This is a genomic window from Acidovorax carolinensis (assembly GCF_002157145.1).
GTDB lineage: Bacteria > Pseudomonadota > Gammaproteobacteria > Burkholderiales > Burkholderiaceae_C > Acidovorax > Acidovorax carolinensis.
Window position 1 is genome coordinate 1,058,865 of sequence record NZ_CP021361.1, and the last position, 14,808, is coordinate 1,073,672.

Annotated in this window: 15 protein-coding genes and 1 pseudogene; 12 read left to right on the plus strand and 4 right to left on the minus strand. The window is 61.3% G+C overall.

What is annotated here, in order from left to right; genetic code table 11:
• Nucleotides 1–48: 48 nt before the first annotated feature.
• From CBP34_RS04950 to CBP34_RS04965, 4 genes are all read left to right on the plus strand, one after another.
• Nucleotides 49–927: a DUF6279 family lipoprotein gene (locus CBP34_RS04950; RefSeq protein WP_094097484.1), complete on the plus strand. Its 879-nt coding sequence runs from the start codon at nucleotides 49–51 to the stop codon at nucleotides 925–927.
• Nucleotides 928–1,421: 494 nt separating this feature from the next.
• Nucleotides 1,422–2,780: a tyrosine-type recombinase/integrase gene (locus tag CBP34_RS04955; protein WP_094097485.1), complete on the plus strand. Its 1,359-nt coding sequence runs from the start codon at nucleotides 1,422–1,424 to the stop codon at nucleotides 2,778–2,780.
• 98 nt (nucleotides 2,781–2,878) lie between these two features.
• Nucleotides 2,879–3,238, plus strand: coding sequence for a type II toxin-antitoxin system RelE/ParE family toxin (locus tag CBP34_RS04960; protein WP_086911660.1), 360 nt, complete (start codon nucleotides 2,879–2,881; stop codon nucleotides 3,236–3,238).
• A gap of 2 nt (nucleotides 3,239–3,240) precedes the next feature.
• Nucleotides 3,241–3,561 carry a helix-turn-helix domain-containing protein gene (locus CBP34_RS04965; RefSeq protein WP_094099071.1) on the plus strand — a complete coding sequence of 107 codons (321 nt, stop codon included), beginning with the start codon at nucleotides 3,241–3,243 and terminating at the stop codon, nucleotides 3,559–3,561.
• Nucleotides 3,562–3,877: 316 nt separating this feature from the next.
• Here CBP34_RS04965 and CBP34_RS04975 read toward each other — a convergent pair whose 3' ends face one another.
• The gene (locus tag CBP34_RS04975) at nucleotides 3,878–5,119 is read right to left on the minus strand and encodes an ISL3 family transposase (RefSeq protein ID WP_094097486.1); all 1,242 of its coding nucleotides are present in this window, start codon (nucleotides 5,117–5,119) and stop codon (nucleotides 3,878–3,880) included.
• A gap of 184 nt (nucleotides 5,120–5,303) precedes the next feature.
• Here CBP34_RS04975 and CBP34_RS04980 point away from each other — a divergent pair, with 184 nt between their 5' ends.
• Nucleotides 5,304–5,975: an ABC-three component system protein gene (locus CBP34_RS04980; protein WP_236748513.1), complete on the plus strand. Its 672-nt coding sequence runs from the start codon at nucleotides 5,304–5,306 to the stop codon at nucleotides 5,973–5,975.
• A gap of 15 nt (nucleotides 5,976–5,990) precedes the next feature.
• Here the strand turns inward: CBP34_RS04980 and CBP34_RS04985 are convergent, their stop codons facing one another.
• On the minus strand, nucleotides 5,991–7,256 hold the full coding sequence (locus CBP34_RS04985; protein ID WP_094097487.1) for an IS256 family transposase: 1,266 nt from the start codon (nucleotides 7,254–7,256) through the stop codon (nucleotides 5,991–5,993).
• Between the two features lie 63 nt (nucleotides 7,257–7,319).
• On the opposite strand from CBP34_RS04985, the gene CBP34_RS04990 reads away from it, so the two are divergent.
• Nucleotides 7,320–7,568: an ABC-three component system middle component 8 gene (locus tag CBP34_RS04990; protein WP_094097488.1), complete on the plus strand. Its 249-nt coding sequence runs from the start codon at nucleotides 7,320–7,322 to the stop codon at nucleotides 7,566–7,568.
• Entirely contained in the window at nucleotides 7,555–8,088 is a 534-nt protein-coding gene (locus CBP34_RS04995) for a hypothetical protein (RefSeq protein ID WP_236748514.1), read from the plus strand. The genes CBP34_RS04990 and CBP34_RS04995 overlap by 14 nt, the downstream gene beginning before the upstream one ends.
• A 173-nt stretch (nucleotides 8,089–8,261) precedes the next feature.
• Here the strand turns inward: CBP34_RS04995 and istB are convergent, their stop codons facing one another.
• Both istB and istA read right to left on the minus strand, forming a co-directional pair.
• Nucleotides 8,262–9,083 (minus strand): IS21-like element helper ATPase IstB, encoded by an 822-nt coding sequence (gene istB / locus CBP34_RS05005; protein WP_087745763.1) that lies wholly within the window; start codon nucleotides 9,081–9,083, stop codon nucleotides 8,262–8,264.
• A complete protein-coding gene (istA, locus tag CBP34_RS05010) occupies nucleotides 9,073–10,617 on the minus strand; it encodes an IS21 family transposase (protein ID WP_087748263.1) in 1,545 nt (514 codons plus the stop codon). The genes istB and istA overlap by 11 nt, the downstream gene beginning before the upstream one ends.
• A gap of 114 nt (nucleotides 10,618–10,731) precedes the next feature.
• Here istA and CBP34_RS05015 point away from each other — a divergent pair.
• From CBP34_RS05015 to CBP34_RS05035, 5 genes and pseudogenes are all read left to right on the plus strand, one after another.
• Nucleotides 10,732–11,172, plus strand: a pseudogene (locus tag CBP34_RS05015) (AAA family ATPase); the annotation flags it as partial.
• On the plus strand, nucleotides 11,169–11,432 hold the full coding sequence (locus CBP34_RS05020) for a chromosome partitioning protein ParB (RefSeq protein WP_086911691.1): 264 nt from the start codon (nucleotides 11,169–11,171) through the stop codon (nucleotides 11,430–11,432). The pseudogene CBP34_RS05015 and the gene CBP34_RS05020, both read left to right, overlap by 4 nt.
• 11 nt (nucleotides 11,433–11,443) lie before the next feature.
• Nucleotides 11,444–11,950, plus strand: coding sequence for a DUF2840 domain-containing protein (locus tag CBP34_RS05025; protein ID WP_086913973.1), 507 nt, complete (start codon nucleotides 11,444–11,446; stop codon nucleotides 11,948–11,950).
• Complete coding sequence (locus CBP34_RS05030; protein ID WP_086911692.1) at nucleotides 11,947–12,459, plus strand: S26 family signal peptidase; 513 nt, start codon at nucleotides 11,947–11,949, stop codon at nucleotides 12,457–12,459. Before CBP34_RS05025 ends, CBP34_RS05030 begins: the two co-directional genes overlap by 4 nt.
• 327 nt (nucleotides 12,460–12,786) lie before the next feature.
• Nucleotides 12,787–14,742, plus strand: coding sequence for a relaxase/mobilization nuclease and DUF3363 domain-containing protein (locus CBP34_RS05035; RefSeq protein ID WP_086911693.1), 1,956 nt, complete (start codon nucleotides 12,787–12,789; stop codon nucleotides 14,740–14,742).
• The last annotated feature ends 66 nt before the right edge of the window (nucleotides 14,743–14,808 follow it).

Below are 14,808 nucleotides of genomic sequence, written 5' to 3' on the forward strand. Positions count from 1 at the left end.
CCGGGTGATGCACTTATCCTGTGCTGCCACCTCTCACCGCAAACCCTCGTGCCCGCCTTGTTTCCTCTTCGCAAAGCGCTGTGTATTGCCATCCTGGCGATGGGTGTTCTGTTGTTGCAAGCCTGCAGCACCGTGCGGCTGGCCTACAACCAGGCGCCCCACCTGGCCTACTGGCAGTTAAACAGCTACCTCAACTTGTCAGAAACCCAGACTGAACGTGTGCGCGGAGAACTGGGTGACCTGCACCAATGGCATCGCGACACCATGCTGCCCTGTCATGCCGAGTTGCTGCAAAAGATGCAGCTGCAACTGCCGGCCCTCATCTCGCCAGAGCAAGCCTGCCGCATTTATGACGATGCGCGCACCCAGTTCGAAAAGGTGCTGGCCCAGGCCGAACCCGGTTTTGTGTGGCTGGCATCGCAACTGTCCGAGGCCCAGATCCGCAACCTCGAGCGCAAACAGGCCGACAGCAACGCCGACTGGAAGATGGAGTGGCTGGAGCTCACGCCCGCCAAACTGCGCGAGCAGCGCTATAAAAAGCTGCTGTCGCGTGTGGAGGGTTTCTACGGCACGCTCGAAGACCCGCAAAAGGCCGTGCTGCGCGCCAGCATTGCCCAGTCGTCTTTTGACCCGCGGCTTGCCTACGGCGAGCGTGTGCGGCGGCAAAAAGACCTGGTGCAGGTGCTTCGCAGCATCAGCGCAGACCGGGGCAACACTGCGCAATCCCGGGCGCTGCTGCAGGCCTTTGTGGCCCGCATGATGGCGTCACCCGACCCTGCTTACCAGCGTTATGCCCAGACACTGGTGGACGAAGGTTGCGAAGGCTTTGCGCGCTTGCACAACGCCATGACCCCCGGGCAGCGCCAGCGCGCGGCGCAATCGCTCAAAGGCTATGAGCAGGATTTCTTGAAACTGGCCGCGCGGTGATGGGCCGCTGCCAGCGCCGTCCTTCCGCGCTCTGCACTGCGCTGCGGGCGCATCCAACCATCAGCAGAACATCAATGCCAGCAGGGCCGCGTCTTCCGTCATGTTCTGCAGGGCGTACCCCGCCAGCCGATAGGCCAGCATCGTGGCGTGGGCGATCAGGTCGTGGGCGGTCATGGTGATGGTGCGGTGTGGCGCGTGCGGAAGTCACATCGTCCCGCCCAGCAAAAAGGCCGATAGCTTGTGGAAGCTACCGGCCTTATCTGTGGTGCCCGGGGCCGGAATCGAACCGGCACGCCTTGCGGCGGGGGATTTTGAGCGCTGACTTTTCCTATACGCTGACATCAGTCAGGGCACGATGCAGTGCTCTCAGCTCGGTTCCCTCGAAGGGGCGGTAGCGCTGATCATACCTTGGCCTAGTACCGCATTCGACCTGCTTGACTTTTGCCCGGCTCCTAGCTGGCTCCTGCGTTCAGGTCGCAACCCAAGGAGATCAGATGGCCAAAATTAAGCTTACCAAGACTATCGTAGACGCTGCCAAGGCTGGCGCGCAAGATATTGAACTGCGTGACACGCTGGTGCCCGGCTTTCTTTGCAAGGTGACGCCGACCGGGCGTAAGGTGTTCATGGTCCAGTACCGGACGAATGCTGGCGAACGTCGTAAGCCGGCAATCGGGCAGTTCGGAGAACTGACCGTCGAGCAGGCACGATCACTTGCACAGGACCTGCTTGCGGAGGTGCGGCATGGAAAAGACCCGAGTTCGCTCAAAGCGGCAGCGCGGCAAGCCCCCACCGTGAAAGAGCTGTGTACCCGTTTCATCGAGGACTACTCGAAAGCACACAACAAGCCAAGCACGGTTGAGGGCAACCTCAAATACATCTCGCTGCATATTGCGCCTGCCTTGGGCGGCATAAAGGTGCCGGATGTTACCCGTCAAGACATTGTTGCGCTGATGAAAAAACGGGAAAAGGCGCCCACTGGTGCCAATCGCGTGCTCGCCTGCCTGCGCAAGATGTTCAATATGGCCGAGATATGGGGGTATCGGCCAGATGGCTCTAACCCATGCAAACATGTTCAGAAGTATCCGGAGAAGGGCAAAACCAGGCTTATCACCGACGTGCAGTTGTCTAAGTTGTACGCATACCTGGATCAAGCCGACGCGGAAGGCCTGGAGCATCCGACTCTGACCCTTGCGATCCGGTTGCAGTTTGAGTGTGCCGCGCGCATGTCCGAAATACTGACGCTTCGCTGGGAGTGGGTCGATTTCCAGAATCGACGGATTGTCTGGCCTGACAGCAAGACCGGGGGCATCTCCAAGCCTATGAGCGAGGAGGCTGTGCGCCTGCTGACGAACGCACCGCGCTTCGGAGAGTCCCCGTTTGTCTGCCCGGCGATCTTCAAGCCTTCGCGCCCGCTGCCGAAGCACACCTACTACCAAGGCTGGAAGCGCATTCTCGACCGTGCCGGTGTTCCGCACATCGGAACCCACGGTATCCGGCATCGGGCGGCAACCGATATCGCCAATTCCGGGGTGCCGGTAAAGGTCGGGATGGCGCTAACCGCGCACAAGACGGTCACGATGTTCATGCGCTATGTGCATACGGAAGACGACCCGGTGCGTAACGCCGCCGATCTGGTTGCGGCCAGACGCAAAGGTTTGGTGGAGGAGGGGCGAACTGCCGCGACAGTGTCCGCACCGTCTTCCGGCGTTATTGAGGTTCAGGCAGCAGCTGGCGTTGGATCGAAAACGTCAGCGGGGGCCTATCGTCCGTTTCGCCATCGGCTCACTGGGGAGCGGGCAGTGCCGCCTGGGACGAAGCGCACAGAGGCCCAGGCAGGCACAGGGGGAGCTTGAAATGCTTTGCCCAATCACGCAAGGTGCCTGGCAAGGTGTCTCCATTCGCGGGCGGACACATTCAGGTTGCCCGATCTATTCCCGAACGGATATAATTTATGACTGAAAAGAGGCGACCATTGTTCTGGGAAGGCTCCTCGAAGAAGGATTTTAAAGAGTTCCCCATTCCAGCCCAGAAGGATATGGGTGTTGCGTTATTTGTGGTGCAGTTGGGTCGCATGCCAGATTCCTCAAAGCCCTGGAAAGGGCTGGGGTCAGGTGTGTACGAACTGGTGGAAGACCATCGGGGCGATACTTTTCGTGCGGTCTACACTGTGCGGGTAGGGGATGCGGTTCATGTGCTGCATGCGTTTCAGAAGAAGTCCAAATCCGGTATTGCGACGCCGCAGCCGGATGTGGACCTGGTTGAAAAACGGTTGAAGGCAGTTCTTGCCCGGTACGGGCTCAGTGGGAGATGACGATGCGAACCAAAGACAGCCACAAGGGCACGGACAACGTTTTAACTGATCTCGGGTTTGACGACGCGGAGGAGTTGTCGGCGAAGGCCGTACTTGCCGTGAAGCTCAATGAAATCATCGAAAAACGGGGCTTGAGCCAGACCCAGGCGGCGGGCATCACCGGCATGACGCAGCCCAAGGTGTCACAAGTGCGTCAGTACAAACTCCAGAATATCTCGCTCGAACGCCTGATGCAGGCGCTCGTGTCGCTTGATCAGCAGGTGGAGATCGTCGTTCGTCCTGCTCGCCGCGCACATGGCGCAGGCATAACGGTGGCGGCTTGATGTTCAGGCGTAAAAAAACGCCAGGCGTGGCGGTGCGATGAAGTTCGCTTACGAAGACTTGAGCGACGACCAGTTTGAGAAGCTGGTCGTATTCTTGTGCCAGCGCCTGCTTGGCATCTCTGTGCAGGGGTTCGCCAAGGGGCCGGATGGCGGACGCGATGCTAAGTTCGTCGGCACGGCTGAACTCCATCCGAGCAAGGCGGCCCCCTGGGTTGGTACGATCATTGTTCAGGCCAAGCACACCAACGGCTACAACCGGAATTTTTGGCTCTCTTTCATTTCGGGTGGAACGCCACATTCCCCACCACAGCCATGGTCAGGCCCTTGCTTTTTGCAAAGGACTGCCTGGCAGGTGAGTGAGCTTGCCAGCAATCAAGAACGCCATGGCGATGAAGTGATCAGTGGTGCCATAGCCACGCGCCTTGGCCTTGGCTGCTTGCAGCAGTGAGTTCACCGCCTCCACATAGCCGGTGTGCAGGTGAGAGGCATCAAACGCCTTGAGTATTCCCGCCCAGTGCTGCTGGATGGTCTTGGCCAGATCAGTGAAGGGCCGCAAGCGGCTGCGCTGTGCCCATCGCAGCCATTTCTTGAGTGCCTGTGCACTGCTGGCGGCATCCGCGTCTGAGTTCCTGTAGACATCGCGCAGCGCCTCCTTCATCCGCCACGCCCTGGCGGTCTTCAGTCGGGTGTGGGGCAACCAATCCATCTTGGCCTGCTCTTTGTCCGTCCACTTGGCTTTGTCCTTGAGCCAGCACCAGCGGGTCTTCTTGAGCCAGCGCTCGCCCCGGGCCTCTTCCCTCCGCACAGCGTCCACTGCCCGGTTGGCCATCTGCACCACATGGAATCCATCAAAGGCGATGGCCGCCTGGGGCAAGTGCTGGCCTGCTCCTGCGATAAAGGCCTTGGACATGTCCATGCACACCACCTGGATGGCTTCGGGCCTGCCTTGGTGACTCTTGAAGTCCTCGGTAAATCTCTGAACCGTGCTGGCATCCTTGCCGGGTGTGGCGTAGATCAGTCGCGCCCGCTCAAGATCGTGCACCAGGGTGATGTAGCTGTGGCCTTTGGCGCAGCTGGTCTCATCGATACCGATGACCGCCACACCCGCGTAGCTCTCCTTGGCGCGCGCCAAGCTGACATGGGCATCGATCTGGCGCCACAAGGCGTTGTCCGCACAGCGCAGGATGCGTGCACACGCGGCCACCGGCATCTCCCGGGCCAGCGTCAGAGCCAAAGCCTCGAACATGAGCGTGAAGCGGCTGCCCTCTCGCGCCCAGGGAACACTCAGCTGGGTCGTACAGCCGCAGACGCTGCATGACACGCGAGGCAGCGCGCAGTGCACGTAGGCTTCAAACTGAAAGAAATCAAGATGCCGCCAGCTGCGCTGGCGGTGGTCATGCAGTTTCTGGTCAGCTGCGGCGCAAACGGGGCAGGCGGCATTGCCCGATTGCCAGACCACGTACAGGTCGATGCGGCTGCGCTCGACATCCAGTGCAACACGCTCCACAGCCCAGGGTGCGGCCAGCCCCAACGCTTGGCAGAACAACGCTTCTTGCATCGGGAGGGCTCCTGTTCAGGGGGTGTCAATGGATTTATTTGAACTGTAGTGTTCCACCCGAAATGAAAGAGAGCCGAATTTTTCGGAGTCCGATTTCTTCAGTACTACGGCGCAGAACACGGTACTCGGCAAGGAAATTCCGCGCATCAAGAAGTTGCGTGACGGCAAGCAGCTCGACCACTACATGCTGTTTGCCAACAGGCGCTTGGCTGGCAACGCCCAAAGCGAGATATGTGAGTACCTCGCAGCGCAGTGCGGCATTCCCTCGTCGTCGATCTACTTGTGTGGCCTGGAGCAGTTGGAAGTCTGGTTGAAGACCTTCCCCGATGTGGCGGGTAAGGCCGACCTTGATCCAGTCGATTCACCGTTGATTGTCAGTCCCGATGACCTTGCTGAAGTCGTGCAGGCTTTGGCGCGGCAGAAAGAAGGAGTGTCGGCACTGCTTGACGATCCGCCGACCACGCGGGTGACATATGAGCAGAAAAACCTGCTTAATAATATGAGCGCCGAGTATGCAAAGGCGCAGCGCAAAAAGTACCTGAAAGAGACGGCTCAGATTCGTGCATTTCTGTCCGCCCCGGAAAACCTTGAACTGCTGCACGTATACGAATCGGTGGTCGATGAGTTTGAACTCAAAATTATTGCTAAACGCAAGGACTATCAGACTTTTGACGAAGTGATGGAGTATCTGGTGGACCTGCTGTTCAACCGTGATCCCATCTTGCGGCAGCATGCCCACAAGCGCCTGACACGCGCTGTGCTGTTCTACATGTACTGGAATTGCGATATCGGGGAGGTGGGGGGCGTGTCCGAATTTCCGTGTGTGAGGCTCATTGAACCTTCACCGATTTCGTGAAGCTGGCTGGATATCTTACGTGCTCGGTTTCATAAATCGTTCTTCGTAGAGGATTGCAAACTGGTTCATCGCTGATTTCCAATGGTTGGCTGCTCGCCCCCAGTCCTCGGTGATGTTGCGCAGGGCCAGCCAGATCAGCTTGGTGGCCGCATCGTCGCTGGGGAAGTGTCCTCTGGTCTTGATGATCTTGCGCAGCCGCGCATTCACGCTTTCAATCGCATTGGTCGTGTAGATCACGCGTCGCACCTCGGGCGGGAAGGCGAAGAATGGGATCACCTTGTCCCAGGCCCTGCGCCAGGCGCCCACGACCGTGGGAAATTTCTGGCCCCAGGGCCCCGTTTCAAACGCATCGAGCTCAGTCTGGGCCGCTTCGGCGCTCACTGCTGTGTAGATGGGTTTGATGGCCGCCGCCAGGCTCTTGCGGTCCTTCCAGCTTGCGAAGTCCAGGCTATTGCGGATCAGGTGCACGATGCAGGTCTGCAGCGTTGTGGCTGGGAACACCGCGCCCAGCGCCTCTGGCATACCCTTGAGCCCGTCGGTGACGGCGATCAGGATGTCATGGACACCGCGCGTCTTCAGATCGTTGAAGACTTTCATCCAGAACTTGGCACCCTCGGTGTTCTCGATCCAGATGCCCAGGATGTCGCGGCTGCCATCGGGCAGCACACCCAGCGCCAGGTACACGGCCTTGGCGCGCACCACGCCATCCTCGCGGATCTTGACCCGCAGCGCGTCAAAGAACACCACCGGGTACATCGCCTCCAGCGGGCGCGTCTGCCAGGCCGTGACCTCGCTCATCACGGCGTCGGTGACACTGCTGATGAGGTCGGGCGAGACGTCCACCGAGTACATCTCGGCGAGAAAACCCTGGATCTCGCGCACCGTCATGCCCCGGGCGTACATGGCGATGATCTTGTCATCGAAGCCGGTGAAGCGCCGTTCGTGCTTGCCGATGAGTTGTGGCTCGAAAGTGCCCTCGCGGTCGCGGGGAACGTCGATGCGCAGCGCTCCCGCATCGGTCAGCACCGTCTTGGCGCTTTTGCCGTTGCGGTGATTGGCGCCAGCCCCTTCGGGCTTGGCCTGGCCGCTCGCGTAGCCCAGATGATGGCTCATCTCGGCGCCCAGGGCGCGCTCAAGAACCAACCTCTTGAACTGCTGGAAGATGCCTTCGAGCTCGGCCGGCGTTACCGGTCCGGGGATGAGTTGCTCCAGCAGCTTGGCTGAGAATTGCGGCTGCGCCGCCTTGTCCGCTGCTGCGGTGGTCTTCGTCTTGCGTGGCATTCATGCTCCTTGTTGACATGCTATGCCTCACACACAAAGTTTCTGACAGGCTCGAGGTGGGCGATGCTGCGTCCGACTAAGCACTCTCACCCGGACCGAACGGTCATCAATGTGTCGCTGCTGTTGCTGGCGCGCCTTAAGTCGCGCCGGCTGGACGACTACGACAGCTTGCGCAAATACGCCAAGAAGTCTGTAGGAGGCGGCGATGTGCTGTTCCTGCCGGCGCTGAATTTTCTTTATCTAATGGGATTGATCGACTATCGTCCCAAAACTGACGCCGTGGAATACGTGGGGCCCAATGAAGCTCTCTAAACTTTATTCGAACAAGCCGGAACTGTTCGAACCCGTGGACTTCGTCGCGGGCTTGAACGTCGTCATGGCGGAGATACGCCTGCCGGAGAACCGCGACAAGGACACTCACAATCTAGGCAAGACCACGCTGGGGCGGCTGCTCGACTTTGGTTTTCTCGTGGGCCGCGACCCAAAGTTTTTTCTCTTTAAGCATCTCGACCTTTTCAAAGACTTCGTTTTCTTTCTCGAAATCGAGTTGCAGGATGCCTCGTACGTGACCGTGCGCCGCAGTGTGGAAGAGGCTAGCAAGATCAGCTTCAAGAAGCACCAGGCTGGCCATCAGGACTTCTCAGCCCTACCGATGTCAGAATGGGATCATCAGGACGTGCCGTTTGACCGCGCACGCGATCTGCTCGATGGCCTGCTGGATTTGCGCGCGCTCAAGCCCTGGTCTTTCCGCAAGGGGCTGGGTTACCTGTTGCGATCACAAGACGATTTCCGCGATGTGTTCCATCTGCTGTCGGCGCCGATCCAAATCTGAGCCACCGTGCCGACTGAATATTGAGCCAGGGGTGGAAGCCGACGTTTCAAGGGTCGGCTGTGGATAAGTGTAGGTGCTATCCTGGTTTGCTGATCTCCTTGCTGATGTGTTGAAGGCGCTGGGCAAGCCGCGAAGGGCGTAGCCCGTAGCGGCTTGCCCTGCGCGGTGCCTGCTCAGAATGGGTCGGGCTCAGCCTGCGTTGAGGCACTCTTTCGGTCCTGTTCCCGGGCCTTGATCCGCTTCTTCGCAGCGGCCGTGCTGCGGCTGAACCGGATCGACTCGTTGCCCGTCTCCACGATGTGGCAGTGGTGCGTGAGACGGTCCAGCAGCGCGGTGGTCATCTTCGCGTCGCCGAACACGCTGGACCATTCGGCGAAGTCCAGGTTGGTCGTGATCATCACGCTGGTGTGTTCGTACAGCTTGCTCAGCAGGTGGAACAGCAGCGCCCCGCCGGCCTGGCTGAACGGCAGATAACCCAGCTCGTCCAGGATGATCAGGTCCATGCGCAGCAAGCTGGTGGCGATGCGACCGGCCTTGCCCTGCGCCTTCTCCTGCTCCAGTGCGTTAACCAGATCGACCGTGGAGTAGAACCGCACCCGCTTGCCATGGCGGGTGATGCCCGAGACGCCGATGGCAGTGGCCAGATGGGTCTTGCCCGTGCCCGGGCCGCCCACCAGCACCACGTTGTGCGCCTCGTCGGTAAAGGCAGTGCCGGCCAGCGTGGTGACGAGCTTTCGGTCCACCGGCGAGACCGAGAAGTCAAAGCCCGCCATGTCCCGGTGCACCGGGAACTTCGCCGCGTGCATCTGGTGGCTGATCGAGCGCATCGCCCGGTCCGTGCCCTCGGCCTGCAGCAGGTGCTCGATCAGCCAGCGCGAGGTCTCGATGCCCAGGCCGCCGCCATCGCCACCGCCTTGCTCGACCAGATCAGCCCAGGCACCGGCCATGCCGTGCAGGCGCAGCGCCTTGAGTTCGACCAGCACATCAGTCTTCATGGCGGGCTCCTTCGGTGGTGGCGCCCACGGCACTGTCCGCGGTGTCGGCCCGAAGGCTGTCGTAGCGGGCCGTGTTTGCCAGCGGTGGCGTTGTCACCTTCAGCCGTGTGGCCGCCGTGGGAGGTGCCGGCTGCGCGTTGAGCCGGCTCAGCACGTTGACCACATGCTCCACGCTCACCTTGCCTGGCGCACCGCTCTCCAGCGCCAGCTCGATGGCCACCAGCACCGCGTCCAGACCGGCGCCAAGCACAATCGCCAGCACTTGCGCCATCACCCGGTCGCCTCCCGGGTTACGCAATAGCCCGCGGCGCAGCCGCTGCAGTGGCTCGGGCATGTCCGCAAAGGGCGCTCCGTTTCTCAGCGCCCCGGGCTTTCTCTGCAGCAGCGGGATGTAGTGCTGCCAGTCGTACCGGGTCTCGCCCGCGTTGCTCAGACGTTCGTGGCGGGCGATGACCTCATCATCGGCCACGATGACCACGCGGCCCGGGTACAGCCGCGTGCTCACCATCTGGCCCACGCGTTCGCACGGCACCGAATACCGGTTGCGCGCCACAGACACCAGGCAGGTGCTGGAAACCCGCGCGGGTTTCTCGACGTAGCCGTCGAAGGGCAGCGGCATGGGCATGAGGTGCGCCCGCTCGTGTTCGAGCATCTCCGACACGCTGAACTGCTTGTGCTCGGGGTGGCGTACCTCGTCCCACAACGCGCGGCAGCGCTGGCCCAGCCAGGCGTTGAGTTCGGTGAAGCTGCCGAACTTGATCTGCGCCGCGTCGATCCAGATGCGTCGGCGGCTGTCCTGCACGTTCTTCTCCACCACCCCTTTCTCCCAGCCGCTGGCCACGTTGCAGAAGTCCGGGTCATAGAGGTAGTGCGCGCACATGGTGGCAAAGCGCTCGTTGACGATGCGTCCCTTGCCCTTCTTGACCTTGTCTACAGCGGTCTTCATGTTGTCGTAGATGCCCCGGCGTGCCACGCCGCCCAGCGCGGCGAACGATCGGGTGTGGGCATCGAACAGCATCTCGTGACCCTGGCTGGGGTACGCCACCAGCCAGAAGGCCCGCGAAGCACACAGCTTCATATGCGAGACCTGCACCCGGTAGTAGATGCCGCCGATCACCATGCCTTCCTCGCTCCAGTCGAACTGGAAAGCCTCTCCCAGCTCGAAGGCCAGCGGCACGAAGGCATTGACGGCCGCCCCCTGACCCTCGCTCTGGCGCCACGCCCGGATGAAGTCGGTCACCCGCGTGTAACCCCCTTCGTAGCCCGCTTGCCTGATCTCGGCGTACAGCGCCTTGGCCGTGCGCCGCTCGTGTTTGGGCCGCCGTGCATCGGCCTTCAAGGCCAGCATGAGCGCGTCATGAAACGCCGTCAGTTTGTTGGGCTGTTCGCTGCGGCGGTACCTCGGTGGGCCGTCCACCTCGCCGTGCAGCCACTTCGCCACCGTGTTGCGCGATAGCCCTGTCATGCGCGATATCTCGCGCTCCGATTTGTTCTTGCGGGCATACAAATGCCGGATCCTGCCAATCATGTCCATGGTGATCACTCCTTGTCCTCTGCTGCACAAAAAAGCAGCAGATTAAGTTGTTCACCTGGCTCAGTTTTGGGTCGGCACTACCCTCAAAAGTGGCTCAGTTTTCGGTCGGCGCCAACATCCTTGCACCAGGAAGCGCCGCAAATCGCCTTGCAGGCGGATTTCGTGGTGATTGATGGACCACCTCGGGTCGCGGCACTCGCGCGCTCCGCGCTGCTGGCCGCGGACCTGGTGCTGATTCCAGTCCAACCCAGTGCATATGACGTGTGGGCCAGCCATGAGATGGTGCAGCTGATCACCGAGGCGCGGGTGTTTCGGCCGCAACTGCGCGCGGCCTTTGTGATCAACCGGCGCGTGGTGGGTACGGTTATCGGGCGCGAGGCGCGTGCCGCGCTGGCCGACCAACCGTTTCCCGCATTGGTGGTGGAAGTCTCCCAGCGCATTGTGTTTGCCGACAGTGTGGCTGCTGGTCGGCTGGCGTTTGAAGTGGCACCAAATTGCGCAGCCGCGCGCGAGATCGCGGCGCTGACGCAGGCGGTGCGGGAGGTGTTGGGATGACCAAACCACAGCCGTCCAATTCGCAGCGGCGGGCACCAATTGGCCGCAGGCCCGGTGCCGATCCAGCATCTGCCTGGGTGCAGCAGGTCGATGCAGTGATTGCAACCGCAAAGGCATCGATCTACACCGCACGGCTCACCATCGATGTCACACCGGTGATGCGCGGACGCATCAAGGTCGTCGCGTTTCAGCGCGGCGTTACGGCCGTCGAGATGTTGCGTGAACTGCTGGAGCGCGAGTTTCAGGAGGGCACGTCATGATGCAACCAAACATGCAGGCAGTGGTACAGACGATGCGTCCTGAATTGCCGGCGCATAGACCCGTACCTATGCAGGTTTCCCTTGCCTTCGTCGAGCTGCGGGTGAATGTGTGGCTGCGCTTCGGCAAGCCGGTGCGCGAGACCGTACTGAACCGCTGGCGGCGCGTCGCGGTGTTCGAACCTGGCGCGGTTTGCTGCCGCGTGAAGTGGATTGCTAATGATTACGGCACAGCACTTTGGCAGTTGATGGTGCTGCAGGCACCCATGCCACTCGACGGCGGACAGCGCGTCGCGGGTGTTGTGCCAGGCGCGCGCATCCTGCTGCTTGCCGAAGGTGAACTGCAGGTCAAGGCCGTGCTTGCAGTGACTGACGCTATTGAGCAGTTGGGTATCGATCCGTGTACCGTGGCGGTGACGTACTGGCGCACGGTTGGCAACCGGCTGGCTGCACGCGAGCCGCTGCCAGAATACACCTTCGAGCGACATGCGGCGCGCATGGCGCGCGGAGCGCTGCAATGAAGCGGGCTGCGGTGATTCTCTGCATGGACATCGGCCTGGTGGCACTGCTGATGCCGCTTGCGATCCCCAACCGCGTGCGCCTGGTCTACAACCCCAGCGACAGCGTGCCGCGCGGCTGGTACCGCATCGGGCCTGCAGACTCGCTGCACGTTGGCAGCATCGTGCTGGCCCGACTTCCGGCACCGGTTGCAGCGCTGGCGGCGCAGCGCGGTTACCTGCCAGCTGGCATCCCATTGCTCAAGCGCATTGGTGCTGTGGCACCACAACGGGTGTGCGTTGATGGCGCATCGGTACGCATCGACGACTTGACGGTAGCCGTCATGATGCATGTTGATGGACGCGGCCGTTCGCTACCGGCCTGGCAGCAGTGCCGACGCCTGGCGCACGGTGAACTCTTTCTCTTGAGCAATACCAATCCGGCATCGTTCGACAGTCGTTACGTCGGCCCCATCCGTGCATCGGATGTGATTGGCGTTGCGCGGCCGATTTGGACGTGGAGCACGCCATGAACATATCTTCTGTCGTGCAGATGCTTTGCCGCCAGCGTGCAGCTCGGGCTGCAGCGCTGCCTGTTTGGCAGCGCTGCAAGCATCGCATGCGGCTGGCGTGGATTCGGAACCGGGCAGGAAGTCGAAGGCGTCAGGGACCGGTGAAGACAGAGGGCAAGATAAAAGGGCCGGCACGCACCCGGCCGCAACACCAGTCTGCACGTGGGGTTGACGCGGCACGGCGGCTTGCAGCCGGTGTGCCGCGAAGGAGCGCAAACCCGCAGGGCATCAGGGTTGGCCGCGTGCCGTCTTGGATGCGATTCGCTGCATTGCGCGGGAGCTTGTGCCATGGTCTCACGTGACGATGACCGTTTCAGAGTCAAGTCGGGAGCGCCCAAGGGCGATTCCGGCGCAGGCAATGGACAACGTGCGCAGCGCTTCGTCTCGCAGGTGTTGAAGCAGGTCTCGAAGTCCGGTGCGAAGGCTTCTGGCTTGGGTGGTGCCCGGCCTGCATCGACGTTCGGTCGGGGGCGCGTTGCAGCCGGAAGGGCGGGGCAAACGCTGGCGGTTACCGCCCGACGCGTGGTCATCAAGTCCCGCTATGTGGTGTTGAAGAAGGCTGGGGCTAAATCTGCTTCAACGCACTTGCGTTACATCGAGCGTGACGGCGTAACCCGCGACGGGCAACGCGGCCAGGCCTACGGGCTGGAGACGGACACCGCTGACCTTAAGGCATTCGAGGAACGCGGTAAAGGGGACCGCCATCAGTTCCGCTTCATTGTCTCGGTGGAGGATGCCGGGGAGCTGGAAGACCTGCGCGGTTACACGCGAGAGTTCATGCAGCGCATGGCCACCGACCTGGAAACTCAGCTGGATTGGGTGGCCGTCGATCACTGGGATACGGACAACCCGCACACGCACATTGTGCTGCGCGGGCGCGCTGGGGAGGGCCGGGGAAAGGGCCAGGACCTGGTAATTGCGCCGGACTACATGGCGCACGGCATGCGCATGCGGGCCAGCGAGCTGGCGACCGAATGGCTGGGGCCGCGTACCGAGCTGGATATCCGGCAGGGTTTGTTGCGGGAGGTTGAGCAGGAGCGGCTGACGAGTCTGGACCGGGCGCTACAGAGACAGGCCACCGTGGATATTGTGGACCTGACCCAGCAACCCAATGATCGACAGCGCCAGACCCTTCTTCGTGCTCGGTTGCAGCGGTTGGAGGCGATGGAACTGGCCGGGCGCATCGACGCGAACCAATGGCGACTATCCTCAAACATGGAACAGACACTGACCACCATGGGCGAGCGCGGCGATATCCTGCGCACGATGCACAAGGCGCTGAAGGGGCAGCAACGGGACTTTGTACTGGAAACTGAGCCAGCAACACCCATCATCGGTCGCATCACCGCCAAGGGCCTGGCCGATAAGCTCAATGACCGGGGCTATCTGGTGGTGGATGGCATTGATGGCCGCGCGCATTATGTTCGCCTGCCGGTTGGTGTTGACCTGGCCGAACTGCCGGTGGGTGGCATTGTGGAAGTGAAAGTCACTGGAGGAGAACGAGCGGTGGACCGCAACATCGCGGGTATCGTGCGTGAGGGTCTTTACCGTACCGTTGATCACCTTGCACTGTTCCGGCAGGAAGGCGCAACAGACCCACAAACTTCGGTAGATGTTCACGTGCGTCGGCTCGAAGCACTGCGCCGATCCAGGGTCGTGGAGCGTATGGCTGATGGTGTGTGGCGCGTACCAGCTGACTTTTCGTCGCGCGCTCAGGCCCATGATGTACAGCGGGCTGCGAGGATTACCGTCGAACTGCGTTCGCACCTATCCATCGAGCATCAAGTGCGCGTTCAGGGCGCGACATGGTTGGACCAAAAAATGGCGGGCGATGCCATGGAGCTGTCGCCGCTGGGCTTTGGTGCCCAGGTGCGTGATGCCTTGCAGGACAGGATGGGTTTCCTCATGGAGCAAGGTTTGGCCGAGCGGCGCGGCTCGCGTGTGGTTTTAGCGCGCAACCTGTTGTCCACTTTGCGGGATCGGGAACTGACCGAGGTGGGCAAAGCGATTCAAAATGAGACTGGGTTAATTCACCGTCCGCTACGTGATGGTGGGCGCGCAGACGGCGTCTACCGCCGCTCAGTCCAACTCGCCAGCGGCCGTTTCGCGATGCTGGACGACGGCATAGGTTTCAGCCTTGTGCCATGGCGGCCGGTAGTTGAGCAGTGGCTGGGGAGGCAAGTGGCTGCTGTGGTGCGTGGGTCATCGGTTAGTTGGGATATGGGGCGGCAGCGTGGACGGTAGGCGCAGGGCCATACGCTGCCGTTACCAGCAACGCATGCGCAATTAAGGTCGACCGGTTTGAAAATG

Coding starts and splice junctions, on each gene's coding strand:
- CBP34_RS04980 (WP_236748513.1), top strand. CDS start 5,304: ATGCTGTTTGCCAACAGGCGCTTGGCTGGCAACGCCCAAAGCGAGATA.
- CBP34_RS04990 (WP_094097488.1), top strand. CDS start 7,320: ATGCTGCGTCCGACTAAGCACTCTCACCCGGACCGAACGGTCATCAAT.
- CBP34_RS05030 (WP_086911692.1), top strand. CDS start 11,947: ATGAAGCGGGCTGCGGTGATTCTCTGCATGGACATCGGCCTGGTGGCA.
- CBP34_RS05035 (WP_086911693.1), top strand. CDS start 12,787: ATGGTCTCACGTGACGATGACCGTTTCAGAGTCAAGTCGGGAGCGCCC.
- CBP34_RS04985 (WP_094097487.1), bottom strand. CDS start 7,256: ATGCCACGCAAGACGAAGACCACCGCAGCAGCGGACAAGGCGGCGCAG.
- CBP34_RS04975 (WP_094097486.1), bottom strand. CDS start 5,119: ATGCAAGAAGCGTTGTTCTGCCAAGCGTTGGGGCTGGCCGCACCCTGG.
- CBP34_RS04965 (WP_094099071.1), top strand. CDS start 3,241: ATGCGAACCAAAGACAGCCACAAGGGCACGGACAACGTTTTAACTGAT.
- CBP34_RS04955 (WP_094097485.1), top strand. CDS start 1,422: ATGGCCAAAATTAAGCTTACCAAGACTATCGTAGACGCTGCCAAGGCT.
- istB (WP_087745763.1), bottom strand. CDS start 9,083: ATGAAGACTGATGTGCTGGTCGAACTCAAGGCGCTGCGCCTGCACGGC.
- CBP34_RS04995 (WP_236748514.1), top strand. CDS start 7,555: ATGAAGCTCTCTAAACTTTATTCGAACAAGCCGGAACTGTTCGAACCC.
- CBP34_RS05025 (WP_086913973.1), top strand. CDS start 11,444: ATGCAGGCAGTGGTACAGACGATGCGTCCTGAATTGCCGGCGCATAGA.
- CBP34_RS04960 (WP_086911660.1), top strand. CDS start 2,879: ATGACTGAAAAGAGGCGACCATTGTTCTGGGAAGGCTCCTCGAAGAAG.
- CBP34_RS05020 (WP_086911691.1), top strand. CDS start 11,169: ATGACCAAACCACAGCCGTCCAATTCGCAGCGGCGGGCACCAATTGGC.
- istA (WP_087748263.1), bottom strand. CDS start 10,617: ATGGACATGATTGGCAGGATCCGGCATTTGTATGCCCGCAAGAACAAA.